The following is an 18,662-nucleotide window of genomic DNA, read 5'->3' as shown; positions in this document are numbered from 1 at the left end:
ATTACGGTTCTGTCGCATTAGCGTAGGTATCCAAACTGTCCCCATTTAGGGCGCGATATCCGGTTACGTCGTTGTGCCAGATTTTTGACGTTCATCGCAGTAGCTACCGGCATTGGCATAGCCAGACTGATGAACCCGATGCTGAGCGAGTGGTTAAACGCAGCCGGGTCAAAGAAGCGTGGAACGCCAGCGGCGGCTCTGGCCAATTTTAGTTGACCACTATAAAGTCTGGATCAGATAATCTTGCACATACCCACCCACTCTTCAAAGAGATGTGCCTGTTCTTTTTCAGGCACTGTTAGTCGTTGGATTATATTTAACTATCTAGTCTTGATAAATTTGAAGAATGATGAGAGTGAATACTCTATGAATAGGTTACCAAAACTAAGCCAACTTAAAGCATTTCATGCCGTGATAAAGCATGGAAGTTATCGTGCTGCGGCTGAGGCATTAGGTCAAACTCAGCCATTACTGACTCGAGCGGTAAGAGACTTGGAAAAAACGTTAGGTGTTCCTTTATTGATAAGAGGAGCTAAGGGGATAGTGCTGACGGAAATGGGAAGAGTCTTCAGACCCAGAATGCAATTAATCTTAAATGAGATACAACGGGCCACTGATGAAATAGAACAGATTCACTTATCTTTAAGCGGAACTATCACACTAGGGTGTTCGTATTTACTATCCTTCTCTATTCTCCCTGATGTAATCATAAAGTTTCAAAAAAAATATCCACACGTCAATATAATCCTGAGCGAAGGGCAATTGTCAGAGCTGTTGCCTGATTTACGTATTGGTCAGATGGATTTCTTTGTTGGTATCGTTAACCCACATATATCACTCGGTAGCTTTGTTGAGAAGCCTCTGATGACATCAGAGTTTTGTGTCGTTGCCTCTAAAGGTCACCCGCTTGCTATGTGTACTTCATTAGCTGAATTGAAGGAAGCAAAGTGGTATCTACCAAAAGCTAGTGCAGGATATTACAGTGATATGAATAAATTTGTCTTCCCCAATGGTCGGAGTCCATTAGGTTCTCTAATTATTGGCGATTCAACAATACTGGGAGAACAACTTATTCTTAATGAAGGGTACTTAACTATCGCGCCAAAAGAATTACTAAACGTTCCCTATCTTAAAGACCGATTGTGTTATATCCCGATTAAAGAGTCTTTACCTCAGGGGCACTATAGTTTTATTCATAGCCAGAATGTGGCACTAACTCCAATGGCACAACGTTTAGTTGACGACATGATTTTGGCGTTCGAAGACTCAGCGATAAGGGCTGTATCATATTAAGGCAACAATCAAGTAACATACTGTTTTTTAGGCTCGCAGTGCTCGGGGATCACTGTTGCAAATAGTCACGAAAGGTAAGTTTCCTCTCAGGTCAAAGGCCTCAGAGACTGAAAACATAGTTCACCAGGCGCACTTCGACCTGAAGATGGCCATAAAGCCTGTCCTTTGCGTAATGAGCGCATCACCTCAATGCCTTTAATCGTGACGTAAGCCGTCTTCATCGACTTGAAGCCCAGCATCAGATTGATTATCCATTTCAGCTTACTATGATCACATCCAATCACGTTGTAAGGTATTTCACCTGCCGATGCTCAACGCCAGGTGGACATATTCCCTCACTTGTCAGCAGCGCCAGTGCTCTGCCATAGGTCGGTGCCTTATCTGTAATGCGGTGTCGCGGCTATTCCCAATCTCTTCGGTTACCCAGCATTTTCTTCAAAAATCGATAGTCCGACCGTGGCTATCGACGGCCCAGTACAAATAAGCCCATTTACCGCTGATTTTGACGTAGGTTTCATCCAAATGCTAGGGATGTAGGTCGGTGAGATGATGCCAGTACCAGCGCAGCCATTTTTTCATTTCAGGGGCATAGCGCTGAATCCTTCCCCAATTAATTTATACTATGTTTATCCTCACCCAAGGGGTATGGTCAGAACATTCACAGAAATGATTCTATAAATACAAAATTATCTGGGAAATTTCACACAAATCTGGGTAATGACTCCGAAAACAAATAAACGAAATAAAAAATAAAACAGGTTTTAATGTGGTTTATTTAACAAAGAAAATGACAATAAAATCACAACCCATTGTTATTAAGCAATTAATTAATTTTTTAGTTCAAAATAAGCATCACGCACAACAGAAATGGCGACTTCCTCTACCGAGAAATATCTCATATTATTTGCACACAATTTAGCGAGAATGCTTATTAAATTGTTTACCTTAAAACAGAAATAAAAAATTAGAGATATTTAAAAATGCACCACCAACCTTTATGGAAGCTGTATTTCTGATTTAAAATAACATTACTTAATCATCACCAATGCATTCGATAAATATATCGAAAAGCAATAAAGATGATTATTCACTTTAGGTGAACATTCACCTGTTATATGAATTTATATTTCATATAGCTCAATTAAAACGTTAGGAATATATATGAAAAAGTTAGCTATTATTGCCTCAATCGTTGCTGCATTCGCGGGTGTTAACGCTGCTCAAGCCGCTTCTACCGGTACCATCACCTTTAACGGTGAACTGACAGCGTCTACTTGTGACGTATCCGTCGACGGCCAGGGTGCAGACGCAACAGTGGTACTGCCAACTGTCGGTACCAACCAGTTGACTTCTGCTAACCAGGTTGCTGGTAGCACAGGCTTTAACATGGCGCTGAGCGACTGTGCTGGCACTCTGAAAACAGTTTCTGCTTTCTTTGAAGCAGGCCCAAGTGTCGATGTGGTTACCGGTCACCTGAAAAATGTAAGCGGTACTGCCGGTCAGGTTAGCCTGGAACTGCTGGACGCGTCTAACGCCATGACGCCAATTAAAGCCGGTAACAGCAACCAGACGACCAGCACCACTTATATTGATGCTTCTACGGGTTCTGCTTCACTGCCGTATGCGGTTCAATATTATGCTGATGGCGCAACCACTGCCGGTACAGTTATCAGCAACGTGGTTTACTCTATCCAGTACAAATAAGTATTAACGAGTAACATATAAATTTTAAAGGGCAGATATCTGCCCTTTTTGACGATAAGCACTAAAATTAAAGCATGCACACATTCATTAAGTGTCGAGGTTGTTATGAACAGCACTAACCGTCTTTTATTAACTGTATTTTCAGCCTTGTTCTTGATTCTATTTGTCGGACGCTCTGTTCAGGCCAGTGTGGTTATTACCGGCACCCGGGTAATTTATCCGGAAAAACAAAAAGAAGTGACGGTAAAGGTTAATAACACCGGCACCGGCCCGGTGGTATTACAAAGCTGGATTGACAACGGGGATGTGAATGCCCGCCCGGAAACATTAAAAGTGCCTTTTGTACTGACACCACCGATTAACCGGGTTGAGCCGAATAAAAGCCAGACACTGCGCATCAGTTATACCGGTGCGGCGTTACCAAAAGATAAAGAATCTGTTTTTTGGTTAAATGTATTAGAGATACCGGCTAAAGCGGATGCGGGTAGCAGCCAGAACTATTTACAGATGGCCTACCGCTCCCGTATTAAATTGTTTTTCCGTCCCGCAGGGTTAGTGGGTAATGCGAATGATGCTGCACAATCTTTAGTCTGGACCAAAGTCCCTGGCGGACTTAAAGCCACCAATCCGACACCGTTTCATGTTTCTTTGGTCACGGTGGGGATAACGGGCAGTAAAACAGCGCCGGTTGAAGGCCAAATGATTAGCCCTAATAATTCGCTGACCTTTTCGTTACCGGGAAATACCGCCGGCAATAACGTTGATTTTGAATTTGTTAATGATTATGGCGCACTCAATAAACTGAGTCAGCCCATTAAACCTTAATTTAATTTATATACAGCAGTTATACACAGCGTCCGCAGGTTATCTCGTGGGGGCGGAATACATCTGTACACTACGGAATAATTGAATAATGAAACACCCTGCAATGCCTTTTTCAGCAGAACGGCGTACCCGCAATGTTGGTTTAACACCCGTTGCGGCGGCGGTTATTACCGTTTTTTTGTCACCAACTGTTTTTGCTGTTGATAGCATTGGAAAAACAGAGAGTACTGTATCACTTGAGCCTAATAAACCTCAGGCGGTGGAGTTTGACAGTATTTACTTAAATACCGAACACGGTGGTTCCGGCATTGATTTAAGCCGCTTCTCGAAAGGGGGCAGCGTGCTACCCGGCACTTACCGGGCTGACATTTATTTAAACAATACCCTGATTGGCAATGAGAATGTGGAATTTAAGGCCCGCGACGATAAAAGTGTCCATGCCTGCTTATCCTCGTCGGTCATTGCCAGTCTTAATCTCAAGACAGAAGCCTTACCGCCTGAATCACTGGCCCCGCTGAAAGAAGAGGACGGCTGTGTTGATCTGGCGTCGCTGATCCCCGATGCCCAGGTGGCTTTTGACAGCGGCGAACAACGGCTGGATATCGCTATTCCCCAGGCATTGTTACTCCGTACCGCCCGTGGCACCGTCAACCCCGCGTTGTGGGACAGCGGCGTGACATCAGGGATGTTGGGCTATTCACTCAATGGCTACAGCTCCTCCGCCAACGGACAGACATTTAACTCGGCTTTTGCCGGGATTAACACCGGGGTAAACCTCGGCTCATGGTATTTCCGTCATAACGGCTCGTATAACTGGCAAGAAGACGGTGACAGCAAATACACCAGTATTAACAGTTATGTGCAGCGGGATGTCCCGGCTGCGCTGGGCCGGGTGTTGCTGGGACAATCCAATACCACCGGGCAGTTATTCGATACCGTGCCTTTCACTGGAGCACAATTCAGCACCGATGACCGCATGTTGCCAGAGTCCCTGCGTGGCTATGCGCCGGAAGTGCGCGGGATTGCCCGCACCAATGCGCTGGTGACCGTGCGCCAGAGTGGTCAGGTATTGTATGAAACCACGGTTTCGCCGGGCGAATTTATCATTGATGACCTCTATCCGACCGGTTACGGCGGCAATCTGGATGTCACGGTGCGTGAAGCCGACGGCAGCACACAGAATTTCCAGGTGCCGTTTGCGGCAGTGGCGCAATTGCTGCGCCCCGGTTCGCAGCGCTACAGCCTGACGGTGGGTAAAGTGCGCAATGATTCGCTCTCCTTTACCCCGGGTCTTTATCAGGGAACCTATCAGCGTGGTCTGAACAACAGCATTACCGGTTATACCGGGGCGCAGGCCAGTGAAGACTACTATGCCGTGCAGGTCGGGACTGCGTTCAGTACCCCGATTGGGGCGGTGGCGGTCGACGTGACCCAGGCCAATACCCGCCTGCGTAACGGCAATGAAAGTGGCCAAAGCTATCAGGTCAGTTACAGCAAGGTGATTGCTGAAACCAACAGTAACCTGAGTGTGGCGGCGCACCGCTTTTCGACTCAGGGCTATCTCGATTTCGCCACGGCGATGCAAACCCTTGATGCCGAACGTCAGGGCTATGACGCCAACAGTATCTACCGGGCAAAAAACCGCTTAACCGTGACCGCCAATCAGGGATTACCGGACGGCTGGGGCCAGATGTATATCAGTGGTTCTTTGCAGGATTACTGGAATAAAGGTGGCAGTGACCAGCAGTATCAGGTGGGTTACAGCAACAACTATAAAAGCATGACCTACGGCGTCAGCGTGAATCGCAGCCGCTCCGGGTTTGGCGAGATGCAAAATACTTATCTGGTCAGTATGAGTTTCCCGTTGGGGCGTAATGACCAGCAGAACGTGCCGCAAATGCGACTGGAAATGAACCGCAATGGTCAGGGCAACTGGGGCGAACAGGCATCGGTTTCAGGCAGTGCTGGCGAGCAAAGCCAGTTCAGTTATGGGGCAACCGCCATGAACAGCAACGGCGGGTCGGGGGCCAGTGGCAGTGTCAATGGTCAGTACCGCGGTTCTAAAGCCACCAGTATGGCGTCTTACGGTGGCGGTCGCGACTATCAGAGTGGCTCGGTCGGCATTTCAGGCAGCATGATTGCCCACCCCGGCGGCGTGACATTAACGCCGTACAGCAGTGAGACCTTTGCGGTGGTGGAAGCTAAGGGCGCTGAAGGGGCCGAAGTGTCCGGTTACTCCGGCGTGAAAATTGATTCACGGGGTTATGCCGTGGTGCCGTATCTGAGTGCCTATCAGATGAATGAGATAACCATCGATCCGAAGGGGACCTCTTATGACGTGGAGCTGGAATCCACCAGTCAGAAAGTGGCGCCGAATGCCGGTGCGGTGGTGATGGTGAAATATAAAAGTACCAAGGGCTATCCGATATTGGTCAATGCCACCCAGTCAGATGGCGAGCCGGTGCCGTTTGGGTCGCAAGTGTTAGACACCAAAGGTCAGGTAGTGGGTTCTGTCGGTCAGGGTGGTCAGATTTATGCGCGGGTGAGCGAGGAGCGTGGCCGTTTGCAAGTCAGTTGGGGTGAAGGTACCGGCCAGCAATGTTACCTGAACTATATTCTGCCGCCGCAATTAGCCAACGGTAAAGCCAGCGCGATGATGCGGTTTACCTCGACCTGTGTGCCTCAGGAGCAATCACTTCGTGAGTAAAGGCTTCGATATGACGTATTTTTTCAGCGGAAAAGACGATAACGCTGCAGGAAGGCACTAACCCAATGCTGTTTACTGCCAGAAAAAGAGGCAATGATGTATGAAACTATCTATGAATAAAGTGGGTGGGCTGTTTGGCGGCCTCTTGTTAAGTGTTATCAGTACCAGTAGCTGGGCCGTGGCGAATTGTTCATTTCCCGCTGGCTCGACTCAAACCGAAACAGTCCCCTTGAGTCCACCAGTGATTTCGGCAGGGGTCGATATTCCTGTGGGGACGGTTCTTTATCAAGGGGCCTGGGTGATGAAAAATACGCTTATGGAGTGCCAGTGGGCACAGGCTGACGTAGGTAAATCATTTTGGTACAGCAGTTCAACGTTGATTAGCCATGCCCCACTCCCTCTGAGCGGCTTGATGACCGGTCCGTTTGCGGGTGCCGTCTATCAGACCAATATTCCGGGGATTGGTGTGGCCATTTCACGAACCCCGGATGGCAATCCGATAATAGTTAACCGGCCTGCGGTAACCACGGATGTAGAGAACCCTATAAGGCAGGTAAGCAATGAATTAGGCGGCGCCTTGAATTTTGGCGGTTCAACACGTTATGTCTCGCTCATTAAAACGGGGGCTATTACCCCCGGTAGCTTTACGATTAGCGGTGCAAATTTCCCGAGTATCACGACTGCGATTGAGCCCGCGGTGAATACTCATGCGGGTTCTGTTCCCGTCACCGGGTTGCCGTTTACTTTTTACAATATCAATTTTCAGGGAACCCTGACGGTGTCTACGCAAACCTGCACCACACCAGATGTCACGGTTGCATTGGGACGTTATGACAAAAATGAAATTTTTAGGGGGATAAACTCAACAACACCTTGGATTGATGCGTCAATTAACCTTATAAATTGCCCTAGATTCTACGGTTTTTATAACAGTACCAATACGACGATATTGATGGATTACAATACCGGAATGGGGAGTCCATCCAACTCGCTCAATAACGGTATTGGCGTGCGCCTGACACCTGCTACCAATGTAATTGATGCCGCCAATGGGATTATGGCTATCGACTCGACGGTATCCGGTGCAGCATCGGGCGTAGGTATCCAGATTGGTTGGGGAAGTAGTAGCCAAACCCCAACGCTGTTTAACTTTGCGGCAGAACAAACAGTGACGCTGCCAAAAGACGGCAGTTCTACAATCCGTGTTCCGCTGTCTGCCCGTTATATTCAAACAGAAGCGAACGTCACACCGGGTAAAGCGAATGGTAAAGCCGTGTTCTTGATCAATTATTATTAATGTCCTACGTCGAATGCGTTATTAACCTCGCCCGAGGGAAGTGAATTTCCCATGGCGTGTTGGATAAATAACGTTGAACTTAATAAGTCCGTAATTTGAGGCTGTTGAGCGTAACGGTGATTTTTATTGTTCTGACAGGAAAATATTTTTACGATTAACCGCTATTAAACCACGATGGATAAAGAGACCAAGGAAGGTCTCAACGCACACTCTTTAATCCACACCAGATATTTGATTTTGCGTTTAACTGTTTTTTATTCAATTAATCGTTAGATAATTTAAATGCAAAAGGTGATTTATGAGAGATATTGTTATATTCAGTGGCAGTGATTTAATCCGATTCGCCTTAAGAGCGATTATAGAGCCAGTGATCATTCACCAGCCTGATAGAGTCAGTGCGGTCCTTAAGGTCTGTACCTCATTGCCAGAGTTTGAGCGTGAGATATTAACGTCCGTCAATCCGGTTGTTGTTTTTGATATTGATAATGTGCCCATAATTAATCAGTATTCTATACTAGAAAAGATTAAGAGAAAAATAAATAAAATCAATCTTGTTTTTTACTCTAAAGAAAGTAAATTATCAAATAATTATTCCTATTTTAAAGGTGTGGATGTAATACACCTTTGTAAAACAGCAACGCTCATGGAGATAGAATCAACCATATTTCAGTGTTTTCATAGACTTGTAACTTCCCGGAATAAAATTCCAAATATTTCCATGTCCCATGAAAATAAATCATTGAAATTAACTAGGCGGGAAAATGAAATATTATCACTTTTAATGTTTGGTATGGACACTAAAGACATTGAGGATTTATTGAGTATTAATTTAAAAACAATCAGTTCTCATAAAATAAATATACTTAAGAAATATGAAGCGACTAGCTTGGTTGAACTCTATAATAAATGGAGGGAATTCCCGTTTTAAATACTACCTTACCTTTGTTTTGAAAAGGCATTGGATGTTTTAATGGTTTTGCATTGTCAGTATGCAACACTATTTGTGAATAATATTTACTTATGGTGTTGTTATTTATAAATATTTCCAGCGCATCGAGATACTGTATCCAGTCGCGGGTCGCCACATTGATTACTAATATTCCACTATAAGCTTCAACTTTTTTGTGACAAATCACGTCTTTTGAGAAGAATACAATTATTTTTTTGTGCACGGTGTAGCTATATTTCCGACAATTGTGGTTGTTCCTTATTTTCCCCTCATATTCTACTGAATTCAACATGTTTATTACAAATCATTTTATTCCTATTTTGAATGGTTTTAGCAACAGGAAAATTTATACATTTTCAAAAGCTATTATTTATAACTAATCTGAGTTACTGCGAAGGTTTTTTCTTTATTAAGGTAGTTAATATTAATCATCTTGTTTTTTATATCAGAAACAGCACGCACCGTTTTACTGAGACGGTTAATGCTCGTGAGAGATTTTTCAAAGTCACTTGCTCTATATGTAGATTCTGTTATAGCACCTACAAATCTAATCTGACCATTTGCGAGGGCTGAATTTACACTAAACACAATGAAAATTGTCGCGATTAATTTTGATATCATTGAACACCTTCTATTGGTTAGAGGATCATCAACGGTACTTAATGAAACGTTACAATTTAACCATAGGACAGACAATAAAAAACGTCAATTGACTATTGGTGGCCAAATCACTGTAGGTGGAGAAAAGCGGCATTAAGCTGGCTACGCTGATTTCTGCTCTGTTCTATGATTTGGTTCAGGATAAAGCGGTACAAATTCCCAAGCAAGGCGAACGTCGGGAACGAGAATTGCAGGAGTTGATTAAGAAAAGTAAGCGTCCCGTCGCTCTGTTTGTGGATGAAGCGCATGATCTTAATGGTCATACCCTCATCGGTTTAAAGCGTTTGATGGAAGTCGTGGAGTTACGTGATCGTATTTTGGCTGCCGGATTACCTATTTAGTATCAAAAGTTGACCAGCTCATAGCGAATGATTACCTTCGAGTGCTTCTGGCGTTTAAAATTTTAGAGTTGCAGTTATTGTGGGTCCATGAAGATGGAATGCAGGTCAGCCCCATAAAATGCAGGTTCATTTGCAGATATAGTGGGTTTATATCCACTGATAATTGCAGTTAATGTGAGCCGAAAAACGCAATAAATGCAGGTTTGGCGGATTTCAAACGCAGGTTTCTACAGCTATCGTTGGCAGCAATAGCAATATAGTTTCACTAGGGAACAATACAGAAGATGAACTATATTAACTTCCGGTTATCTTCTTCACCGATCTTCATTTTATTTATATTAGTTCCGCGGATTAAACTCGAATAAAACATAATACTTAAGGCCGATAACTCGCCATATTCGAACGATCACGTAATTTATTTATACTACAATTATTCTTATTCTGACGAATTACCATTGAGGGGTTGGTTATGACTGCAATCGATGTAATGTGGGTTGGATTTGGTGGCGGTATCGGATCACTTTTACGTTGGTGGATAGGGCTGAGGGTTGGCAAAATATATCAAGGTAATTTTCCCCTAGGTACTTTTTTGATTAATATTTCTGGTGCCTTTGTTATTGGATATTTGAGTATTCTCTTTAGTGTTGACTGGCGTGATCGCTATGGTGACTTAATCAATGCAGCGGTACTAACCGGTATTCTTGGCGGTTATACCACCTTTAGTAGCATGCAATTGGATGCAGCAAAACTGGCCACTGCTCGTGGTAGAGCAATGGCTGCTGGATATTTAATTATTTCTGTCATCGTCGGTCTGGCAGCAGCGGCATTGGGTGCCTGGTTGGCTTACTAATCAGAGGGAAATGTTATGCTAAATCTTATTATTTTAGTCTTTGTTGGTGGTGCTTTTGGTGCCATGTGTCGCGAGTTTATTATGTTATCCGTGCCGCGACTGGCCGACGGCTTCCCAATGGATATTTTTGTCGCCAACATTATTGCAGCATTTTTATTAGGGCTGACTACCTCTTTATTTAAAAAAGATAAAATTAACCAATATGTGCATTTGATGGTCGCAACCGGGATCATGGGTGGTCTTTCAACCTTTTCCAGTTTTGTCTTTGGTGCGGTCGAAATGATGAAGAACCCTACAGGAATTTTAGTCTCAATCTGTTATTTGGTCGCCAGCCTGATCATAGGCTTCATCGCTGTTGAATTAGGTTTGATGATTGGCCCTAAAGAAAAACCAAAAGACCCACATGCAGCTACCCAATAAAATACTCTCCAACAATAAAACACCCTCAATGCTGAGGGTGTTTTTGTGTACTACTGCAGATTAAGCTCGCCAGATCAATCTAACTTCTGACAGTTACCAAAGAACATCTCCGTAATAAGATCGTTATTAATGGTATCTCCATTCAGAGTCCTAACCAGTAGTTCACTGCCAAGCAACGGCAATGAGAACACCATATCAGGATTTACCCGTTTAACTTTTTTCATATTCTGGCTTTCATTCACTAATGCCAGCGTCTTGGTGGACTCACCCGCAATTTCTTTGGCAGCTAAAATGGTAAAGGTATTATCAGCATCACTGTTACATAAGGCGATAATATATTTTGCTTTAGCCGCACCTGCCAGTTGCAATGTCGCAACCGATGATGGGTCGCCCTCGATAATATCTGCATCGGAAGGAAATTCATGCTGGCTACCGACGGCGCAAACCACAGTAACCTCATCACCCCGGTCACGTAGACCATTATAGACATTCAGTGCCAGGGAGTTGGTACCGACAATAATAAAATGATTTTTACGTTCCACGTGAGAAATCCTACCTTTAACTATACGTTTGATATTATTACTGATCATCGGTCCGGCAATAGAAGAAATTGAAGCAGCAAAGACCGTTATACCGGAAATAATCACCGTAAGAGTAAACATCCGTGCCAGCGTAGAGTGAGGAATAATATCCCCGAATCCTACTGTCGACATACAAACGATCGCAAAATAGAAAGCCGTAGGTAAATCGGTAACGGCCGGAGCAAACTCATCCCCCATATAGAGCGTACCGAGCATGCTATAGACGATCAATGATGCAATACTGACGACCGCAAAGAAGGTACCGCTGCCGAGGCTGTGATAATCAAAATCGCGCCAATAAAAAAGCAAGGCAACAATAATCACAAGAGAATAAGTCGTCAGCGTATTATGATCTTTAAGAATAAAGAGATTGATAGCAACGATAGTAAACAGCAATAACACGGTGAAAAACCATGCAATGCGGGTTCTCATCGAAAGTGCGATTGCCATCAATATCAATACCAGACCGATCATAAATCGAGGAATTTCAAATAATTCAAGAAAACTTAATGCCTCCTTCCATGTACTGAAATTGTTTACAGCATCGGTTGAATGAGATATCGCCCGCAACAGCACTGGGCTTAAGACCAGATATCCATTTATTGCCACCAGAATAGCGAGGCAAAGTGGTATCGAAACTTTAGACTTAATTTCCTGTAATATTTTCATCAATAGAGTGACTAAAATTGTTATAGGTGAATTAAGTATAGATAAAAAATGAGAAAAATCATGGTTAAGTAGAATTATTTTTGATGAAAATCAAATAATAGTTGTATTTAATCGTGGGTTATTTGCCCTCATTTGTAGCTGCCTAATATTCACGGAGTGTAATTAAAATAAAGTAGTAAAATAACATTCATTACCATTCCTAGATAGATTACATCTATAATATATAAAGCCCACTTTACACATTGTAAAGTTATCCATACTGGATGACCAATTATATAATACGTTTAATTAATGGCGTTAATGCCATTAATATATAATAATACAGCAGCACTCAGGAATAGAACATTATCCTGAGTCGCCATAGCTGAGTGATATACATCACCCTTAGTTTAACTTTGTAAATATTCAATGATATTTGACAAATAAATAAGGAAATAAGCATGTCCTTCAAATCACTTCGTAATATTGCATTGACTGGTTTACTGCTTTCCGCTGCCGCAACAACCTTTGCAGCAACATCTACAACCACTAAAGCAACGGGCACGACCCCGAGTGATATGACCTGCAAAGAATTCCTCGATCTGAATCCTAAGTCATTTACTCCGGTTGTGTATTGGGTATTGAATGATGATACTCAATATAAGAAAGGCGATTATGTTGATCTGCAAGAAACTGATACTGTCGTGACACCGAAGGTAGTTGAAGTATGTAAGAAAGCACCTGAAAGTAAACTTTCTGAAATTAAACAGGATATTGTAGGTTTCGCTAAGAAACATATGTAACTTGTAGGTGCGCAACGTTAAACACAGAGTCGCGAAGTAAATAAGGCGCTAATTAACTTTAAATGTTTAATTAGCGCCTTATTTTTGTGATAAATGTAAAGTTAACGACTAACACTCAACTTATCATAACCTCGCACATAATAATTAACAGCCGAAATTATCCAGCATAATATAAACATGCCTATTATCCAGTAACCAATCTCGCCTAAATTCTCACTAATATTATTAATCGGCGTCCAGACTCCTCCGGTTAAATTCATTTTGTCTGCAATCAATCCTAACGCTTCAATCCCACCGATAAAGAAAGCAATAATAACCGACGCTGCCGTAATGGTAATATTATAATACAATTTTCGCACCGGTTTAGAGAAGGCCCAACCATAGGCACCAATCATGACAAAATTATCGAGTGAGTCGATCAATGCCATACCCGCTGCAAATAAAATTGGGAATACCATAATGGACCACAAGTTCATGCCATGAGTAGCACTGGCGGCAGAAATCCCTAACACCCCCACCTCGGTCGCCGTATCAAAACCCAAGCCAAATAAAAACCCCACCGGATACATGTGCCAACTTTTATTGACCATATTAAATACGCGTCTGAAAACTCTGGCCAGCAGCCCCCCATTGTTGACGACTAAAAGATCCAGTTCTTCTTCTTGATAAACATGGCCCGCTTTGACTTGTTTAAATTTTTTATACACTGAAAGCAAGATAGTTAAATTGAGAAAAGCGAATAGTAATAAAAATACCGATGACACCAGCGTACCAATCAACCCACCGGTTTCATGAAACCACGCCATATCATCTTTAAATGCCATAGCCGTCGCGGCAATAGCCAGCGAGGCTAATATCACAATAGTAGAGTGGCCGAGCGAGAAAAAAGTCCCGACAGCAATCGGCGTTTTACCTTGTTGCATAAGCTTGCGAGTAACATTATCGATAGCCGCAATATGATCCGCGTCAACAGCATGGCGCAGGCCAAAACTGTATGCCAGAAAAGCCATCCCCATCAGTACCGCATTATCATTAAATTCGGTAAAAGCCCAAACCCAAGCTAACCCATTAACTACCAGCAAACCGATAAGCAGATAGATGGCGTGGCGTTTGGTTTGCTGATTACCAAACGCCACTCTTTTTTCTGTCACTGTCGTCATGTTCGCACTCCAGATTATTTTCAGCCGTATAGCGATCAAATGTTCAGAGCAAAACGTCCAGAGCGGAATAGTTATTGTCGATGTGCTGGCATCACATCTTTATTCGGAACCAAGAACAGCCATGAAGCTAAAACAAACGGCATGGTCAGTGTTGGAATACCAATCGGTAACAATAAGGTATTCAGCGCCCCCTGAACCAACACGGTAAATATAACCCCCACAATGGTGTAAGCCAGCACACGCCAACTGGGTTTATTAAAGGTCGAGCCCAGAGCTATCGCGGTCAATACCGCACTGAAAGCATAAAGCCCGGCGTTAATATCATGGGGATTAGCATCTAGAAAAGCGGCGGTGAGGATGGCTAATATCGCACCACAAATGGCAAAAATAGCCGCCCACAAAGATTCCACCGCCAATCCGATAACAAATAGAATCCCTCCGACCAGGCTACTGAATAAGAATACCTGAGAAATACCGTTAAACATGCTGACAAAAGTATTGCCGCCACCAAAGATGCTCCCGGATTCCAATATAAATTGATGTGGCAAAGCCGGTGTGGGTAATGCGCTACTGTGCAAACCGCTAAAGGCGTAACTTGCCAGCAGAATCATCCAAGTGGTGAACACGAAGGGTGCAGTTAATGCCGCGACTTTCCAGGTTTTTAAAATATCGGCAATACACACGGTGGCGATTACCGACACGATACTGCCTAGCACAATGCAAGCCCATACCACCGGAGTTGCCATTAAAAATGTCGGGAGAGCCGCGCCAACCAAGCACCCATTATAGCCATACAACCCTGCACGCCATGATTTACGGTCACGCATGGTTAAACCGGTAAGCGTGGCAACCACCGTACCTAACACACAGCCATAGGCAACAGCCGGGTTACCTTCACCATAAGCACCGACAAATATGGCGATAAAAAAGAATAGCCCGGTGAGTGGATTATTCTGGAACATTACCTGAGCACAGCCACGCAGAGTTGTATCAATAAATTCAATAAAAACATTCGAAGCGGCCAGTTGTGTCCAGCCAGATTGGTTATCTGTTTTTGCATTCATTATCTTTACCCTTCTTACTTGAAGCTGCAGCGGTGTTAGCTGCTCTCACGCACCCGAATCACTTACTGATGTAAGCTCATCGGGATTCATTCGTTTGCTGCCTTGCTGCAACTCCAATTAATTTGGGTAATCCCCTTCTAGCTTGAAGCTGCAGCGGTGTTAGCTGCTCTCGTTACTCGCCCATCCTTGGGCCTCGCCTCCATAATGTTGATTACCCAGCCTGAGTATTAGCGCCACAAAAACTGCGCCGGCAGCGTGATACCAAGAATCTCCTCACGAGCTATCTTCCAGAACTGGCGAATCTCCGCCTTCACTCCGCCGCTGTCGATACCCAGTGCTTTAAACACTAAACCACAGTCATTAGGTAAGCGTGTTGCCCCACTGGCGATACCGGCTTTAATGTCAAAATGGGCCGCCACCCGAGCCAGAATGCGGTCATGATGCTCTTTCGGGGTTAATAAAATCACGTTGCCGAAAGCATCAAATGTTTGCATCACACCAACAGCATCAAGACTCTCTGACTTCGGCTCCAGAACATATTTCTCAACAAATAGCTCTTTTCCTGCCAAATCATGGGCCGCCACTTTCGACGAATACACATCAAAGCCGAACCGTTCTTCGGCATGATGGTATTTACGCCCTGACATCAGTATTTCTGAATAAATTGCGCTTGCCGTCGGATGAATATTAATAGTGGTATCAGTAATAAAACGTGAATTACGATGTGGGATCAGCGGGTCCGGCATAAACTCCAGATAGCCTCCCTCTTCCACGGTGAAATTCTGTATCTGCGAGGCATAGTTCGCATTCATCATATGAACTTTGGTGGCCGACTGTGTGGTAACATGCGCGCAAGCTCCAGCCTCCACATGTATATCAGTTGCCAGCCGGTCCCCTTGTAAAATACACCCCGAGGTCGAAATCATGGTGACGCAAGGTAATTCAGGCATTTCTTCATCCCAGTACAGTGCTTTTTGTACCATCGACGGCACCCGTCTTTCCATTTCGGCCAAAATACTGCGATGCTCACGTTTGGCAAATCTCAGTTTGAGATAACCACTTTTCCCTACGGCCCCGCTACGCATCTGCACCGGTTCATCCTGATATCTCGCTAATTCCGGCGCGTTAACACCTAATGCGTGAGCGCGAACCCGTGAAGGTGTCTCCACGATATTCTGGCTCTGCGATGTCATGCATTTGCTCCTTCAGGCTGTACGTGAGTAAACAGAAAATCACGCATAATCATATCCACCAGCTCTTCAATCCCCTGACCGGTTTTACAGTTAGTCAAAATATAAGGGCGCGTACCACGCACCACTTTGGTATCACTTTCCATCACATCCAAACTAGCGCCGACATAGGGGGCAAGATCAATCTTATTGATGACCAGAATGTCTGCCTGAACCAGTCCAGGGCCATTTTTGCGCGGAATTTTTTCCCCTTCAGCCACATCGATAACATAGATATAGAAGTCAGCCAGTGCCGGGCTGAAAGTCAGTGTCAGGTTATCACCACCACTTTCAATCATAATCAGGTCACTGTCCGGGAAACGCTCTTCCATCTCTTCTACTGCGGCAATATTCATGCTTGGGTCTTCACGTACCGCGGTATGCGGGCAGGCACCAGTTTCGACCCCAAGGATTTTCTCTTCATCCAAAATGCCTTTCAGGGTACGTTTCACCTGCTTGGCATCTTCTGTTGTCACAATGTCATTGGTAATAATCAGTGGCTTAATCCCCCGTTTAATCAGAATCGGGGTGATCACTTCGATGATGGCAGTTTTACCTGAACCTACCGGGCCACCAATACCAATGCGGGTAATCTTTTTGCGTTTATCGGTTGAATGGCTATTCACGGGGTAATCCTCTTAATTTTGATCTGGCTTTAGCTCTGCACTCGGTTAATACAAAACCAAGCACTCAGAATACAATTTATTAATCAGTTAGTTACTAAATAATCTGACGTGTGCTTTCACATGCACCGCCGCCAATACATCCACAATCGGCACATAAGAAGACATCTGGTCAATATCACCTATCTCGGCAATATCACAGAACGTTTCAATGTCATGGTTCAACTCAAACAAGATGCGCTGGGTGTCGAAATGGGTCACGCGCATCAAACGCATAGCCGCACTTAATATCGTCATCGCTACACCGTATTGATGCATAACCACCACTTCCCGCTGCCTTATCCCTTGTGCAGCCATAACTACCGCCTGAGTCACCGGATAGGTGCCTGCGGTATTGCCACTTTTTATCTGCCCCAGCCACCAACTGATCAGCGGGTGCTCCACCACATGGATAGACATCTCCGCCAATTTTTTCCCCATTCGGGTTGCCATCAAGCGGCTTTCTTCATTTAACTTACGATTATTTACTGCCCAGTCAGCACGGATGATGCCATCACTATCATCCGCCATTACGGCCCGATGGGCCGCGACAACCCCCATACCATCACAGCTCGCTGCCTGCTTTAACGCCGTCAGGACAAAGCCTTTTAATGTGGGCACGTCATGAACCACGCCGGTTTGAATGGCTGATTCCACACCATTGGAAAACGTAAAGGCCCCGACCGGCAGTACGGAATCACCAAATTGCATAATACGAATCAGATCTGATGCATTCATTGCGGTGCCTCCCTGCCTCAATCAGTGTTTATGGTCGCTATCATGATCACCATGACTGTGATCGTGGTCGTGGTCGTGGTCGTGGCTATGACCTTCACCATGAGAGTGAATACTGTGAATATGTAAGCGAGAACCATGGGGTTCATCCAGAGGGCTGGCAACATGAACATGGGTATCAGTGTCTTCAGCGCCACCAAACAACAGCCGTGCTTCAGAGTTGGTCAGCAATGGCAGAATCTCTGCCCCTTTAACAAAACGGAAAGGTAAGTGCTGAAAGCCATGTGTTCGCATGACCGAGTCCATCATGGTGGTAGCAACCGTTAGAGGTACGTACACCTCATTATTTTTAGTCACCGCTTTCCAATGCTGATTACCCAATGCGTGGCCCAGTTCGAAGCAGGTTTTAATCAACTCATCCGCTGAACGGTTTTTCAGTTCACTCAAATCAATCACCATCACATCGCGCAAATGGATCTGCACCACTACTGCTACGTTGCTTTCTTCATCCCATGTCAGCACATCACCATCAGCAAGTACCACGTTTCTGTCGAGAGAAATACCGAGATCCAACCCCTGCATGGTGGATTTACGGCAGCGGCTTTTTTGCGCTTCCCGTTGATCCAAAACCAACAGATCAACAGTGGCATTTTTAAGTTTCGCCTGCCAAACCGGATCCTTTTTCACATTGCCAAGAATGTGCTCTATCAAAATCATGTTGTTGACTCCTTGCG

Annotated in this window: 17 protein-coding genes and 2 pseudogenes; 11 read left to right on the top strand and 8 right to left on the bottom strand. The window is 44.5% G+C overall.

The features are described from left to right. The first annotated feature begins 71 nt into the window (after positions 1-71). Together V1953_RS04845 and V1953_RS04840 are read left to right on the top strand one after the other, a co-directional pair. On the top strand, positions 72-212 hold the full coding sequence (locus V1953_RS04845) for a hypothetical protein (RefSeq protein WP_372569503.1): 141 nt from the start codon (positions 72-74) through the stop codon (positions 210-212). Positions 213-366: 154 nt separating this feature from the next. Next, on the top strand, positions 367-1,293 hold the full coding sequence (locus V1953_RS04840; protein ID WP_372569504.1) for a LysR substrate-binding domain-containing protein: 927 nt from the start codon (positions 367-369) through the stop codon (positions 1,291-1,293). A gap of 100 nt (positions 1,294-1,393) precedes the next feature. On the opposite strand, the pseudogene V1953_RS04835 reads toward V1953_RS04840, so the two are convergent. After that, positions 1,394-1,815 (bottom strand): annotated as a pseudogene (locus tag V1953_RS04835) (DDE-type integrase/transposase/recombinase); the annotation flags it as partial. A gap of 639 nt (positions 1,816-2,454) precedes the next feature. Between V1953_RS04835 and V1953_RS04830 the strand changes: the two are divergent. The 8 genes and pseudogenes from V1953_RS04830 (at position 2,455) to crcB (ending at position 11,046) form a co-directional block, all read left to right on the top strand. Further along, the gene (locus V1953_RS04830; RefSeq protein ID WP_083161376.1) at positions 2,455-2,997 is read left to right on the top strand and encodes a fimbrial protein; all 543 of its coding nucleotides are present in this window, start codon (positions 2,455-2,457) and stop codon (positions 2,995-2,997) included. A gap of 105 nt (positions 2,998-3,102) precedes the next feature. Beyond that, positions 3,103-3,822, top strand: coding sequence for a fimbrial biogenesis chaperone (locus V1953_RS04825; protein ID WP_442850706.1), 720 nt, complete (start codon positions 3,103-3,105; stop codon positions 3,820-3,822). Between the two features lie 88 nt (positions 3,823-3,910). Next, on the top strand, positions 3,911-6,529 hold the full coding sequence (locus V1953_RS04820; RefSeq protein WP_442850705.1) for a fimbria/pilus outer membrane usher protein: 2,619 nt from the start codon (positions 3,911-3,913) through the stop codon (positions 6,527-6,529). Between the two features lie 100 nt (positions 6,530-6,629). Next, complete coding sequence (locus V1953_RS04815; RefSeq protein WP_032815442.1) at positions 6,630-7,826, top strand: fimbrial protein; 1,197 nt, start codon at positions 6,630-6,632, stop codon at positions 7,824-7,826. 298 nt (positions 7,827-8,124) lie between these two features. Further along, positions 8,125-8,754, top strand: a complete 630-nt coding sequence (locus V1953_RS04810) for a LuxR C-terminal-related transcriptional regulator (RefSeq protein WP_442850704.1) — start codon at positions 8,125-8,127, stop codon at positions 8,752-8,754. A gap of 773 nt (positions 8,755-9,527) precedes the next feature. After that, positions 9,528-9,737 (top strand): annotated as a pseudogene (locus V1953_RS04805) (ExeA family protein); the annotation flags it as partial. Between the two features lie 508 nt (positions 9,738-10,245). Beyond that, positions 10,246-10,626: a fluoride efflux transporter FluC gene (locus V1953_RS04800; protein WP_372559711.1), complete on the top strand. Its 381-nt coding sequence runs from the start codon at positions 10,246-10,248 to the stop codon at positions 10,624-10,626. Between the two features lie 15 nt (positions 10,627-10,641). Beyond that, positions 10,642-11,046, top strand: coding sequence for a fluoride efflux transporter CrcB (crcB, locus tag V1953_RS04795; protein WP_420073649.1), 405 nt, complete (start codon positions 10,642-10,644; stop codon positions 11,044-11,046). A gap of 74 nt (positions 11,047-11,120) precedes the next feature. Here the strand turns inward: crcB and kch are convergent, their stop codons facing one another. Further along, positions 11,121-12,296 (bottom strand): voltage-gated potassium channel protein, encoded by a 1,176-nt coding sequence (kch, locus tag V1953_RS04790; RefSeq protein ID WP_083163071.1) that lies wholly within the window; start codon positions 12,294-12,296, stop codon positions 11,121-11,123. A 440-nt stretch (positions 12,297-12,736) separates the two neighbouring features. On the opposite strand from kch, the gene hdeB reads away from it, so the two are divergent. Then, positions 12,737-13,078, top strand: coding sequence for an acid-activated periplasmic chaperone HdeB (gene hdeB, locus V1953_RS04785; protein WP_083163069.1), 342 nt, complete (start codon positions 12,737-12,739; stop codon positions 13,076-13,078). Positions 13,079-13,179: 101 nt separating this feature from the next. On the opposite strand, the gene V1953_RS04780 is transcribed toward hdeB, so the two are convergent. The 6 genes from V1953_RS04780 to ureE all read right to left on the bottom strand — a co-directional run bounded on the left by V1953_RS04780 (position 13,180) and on the right by ureE (position 18,645). Further along, positions 13,180-14,238: a HoxN/HupN/NixA family nickel/cobalt transporter gene (locus tag V1953_RS04780; protein WP_083163067.1), complete on the bottom strand. Its 1,059-nt coding sequence runs from the start codon at positions 14,236-14,238 to the stop codon at positions 13,180-13,182. A 71-nt stretch (positions 14,239-14,309) separates the two neighbouring features. Next, entirely contained in the window at positions 14,310-15,302 is a 993-nt protein-coding gene (yut, locus tag V1953_RS04775) for an urea transporter (RefSeq protein WP_083163065.1), read from the bottom strand. 227 nt (positions 15,303-15,529) lie between these two features. Then, positions 15,530-16,495, bottom strand: a complete 966-nt coding sequence (locus tag V1953_RS04770) for an urease accessory protein UreD (RefSeq protein WP_083163063.1) — start codon at positions 16,493-16,495, stop codon at positions 15,530-15,532. Beyond that, on the bottom strand, positions 16,492-17,157 hold the full coding sequence (ureG, locus tag V1953_RS04765) for an urease accessory protein UreG (RefSeq protein ID WP_005188826.1): 666 nt from the start codon (positions 17,155-17,157) through the stop codon (positions 16,492-16,494). The genes V1953_RS04770 and ureG overlap by 4 nt, the downstream gene beginning before the upstream one ends. An 87-nt stretch (positions 17,158-17,244) precedes the next feature. After that, positions 17,245-17,931, bottom strand: coding sequence for an urease accessory protein UreF (locus tag V1953_RS04760; protein ID WP_083163061.1), 687 nt, complete (start codon positions 17,929-17,931; stop codon positions 17,245-17,247). Between the two features lie 21 nt (positions 17,932-17,952). Continuing rightward, positions 17,953-18,645: an urease accessory protein UreE gene (gene ureE / locus V1953_RS04755; RefSeq protein WP_442850703.1), complete on the bottom strand. Its 693-nt coding sequence runs from the start codon at positions 18,643-18,645 to the stop codon at positions 17,953-17,955. Positions 18,646-18,662: the final 17 nt, after the last annotated feature.

Source organism: Yersinia sp. 2541 StPb PI (assembly GCF_052217145.1).
Taxonomy (GTDB): domain Bacteria; phylum Pseudomonadota; class Gammaproteobacteria; order Enterobacterales; family Enterobacteriaceae; genus Yersinia; species Yersinia enterocolitica_E.
Note: the sequence above shows the minus strand (reverse complement) of the source record. Positions and strands in the feature narration are given on the sequence as shown.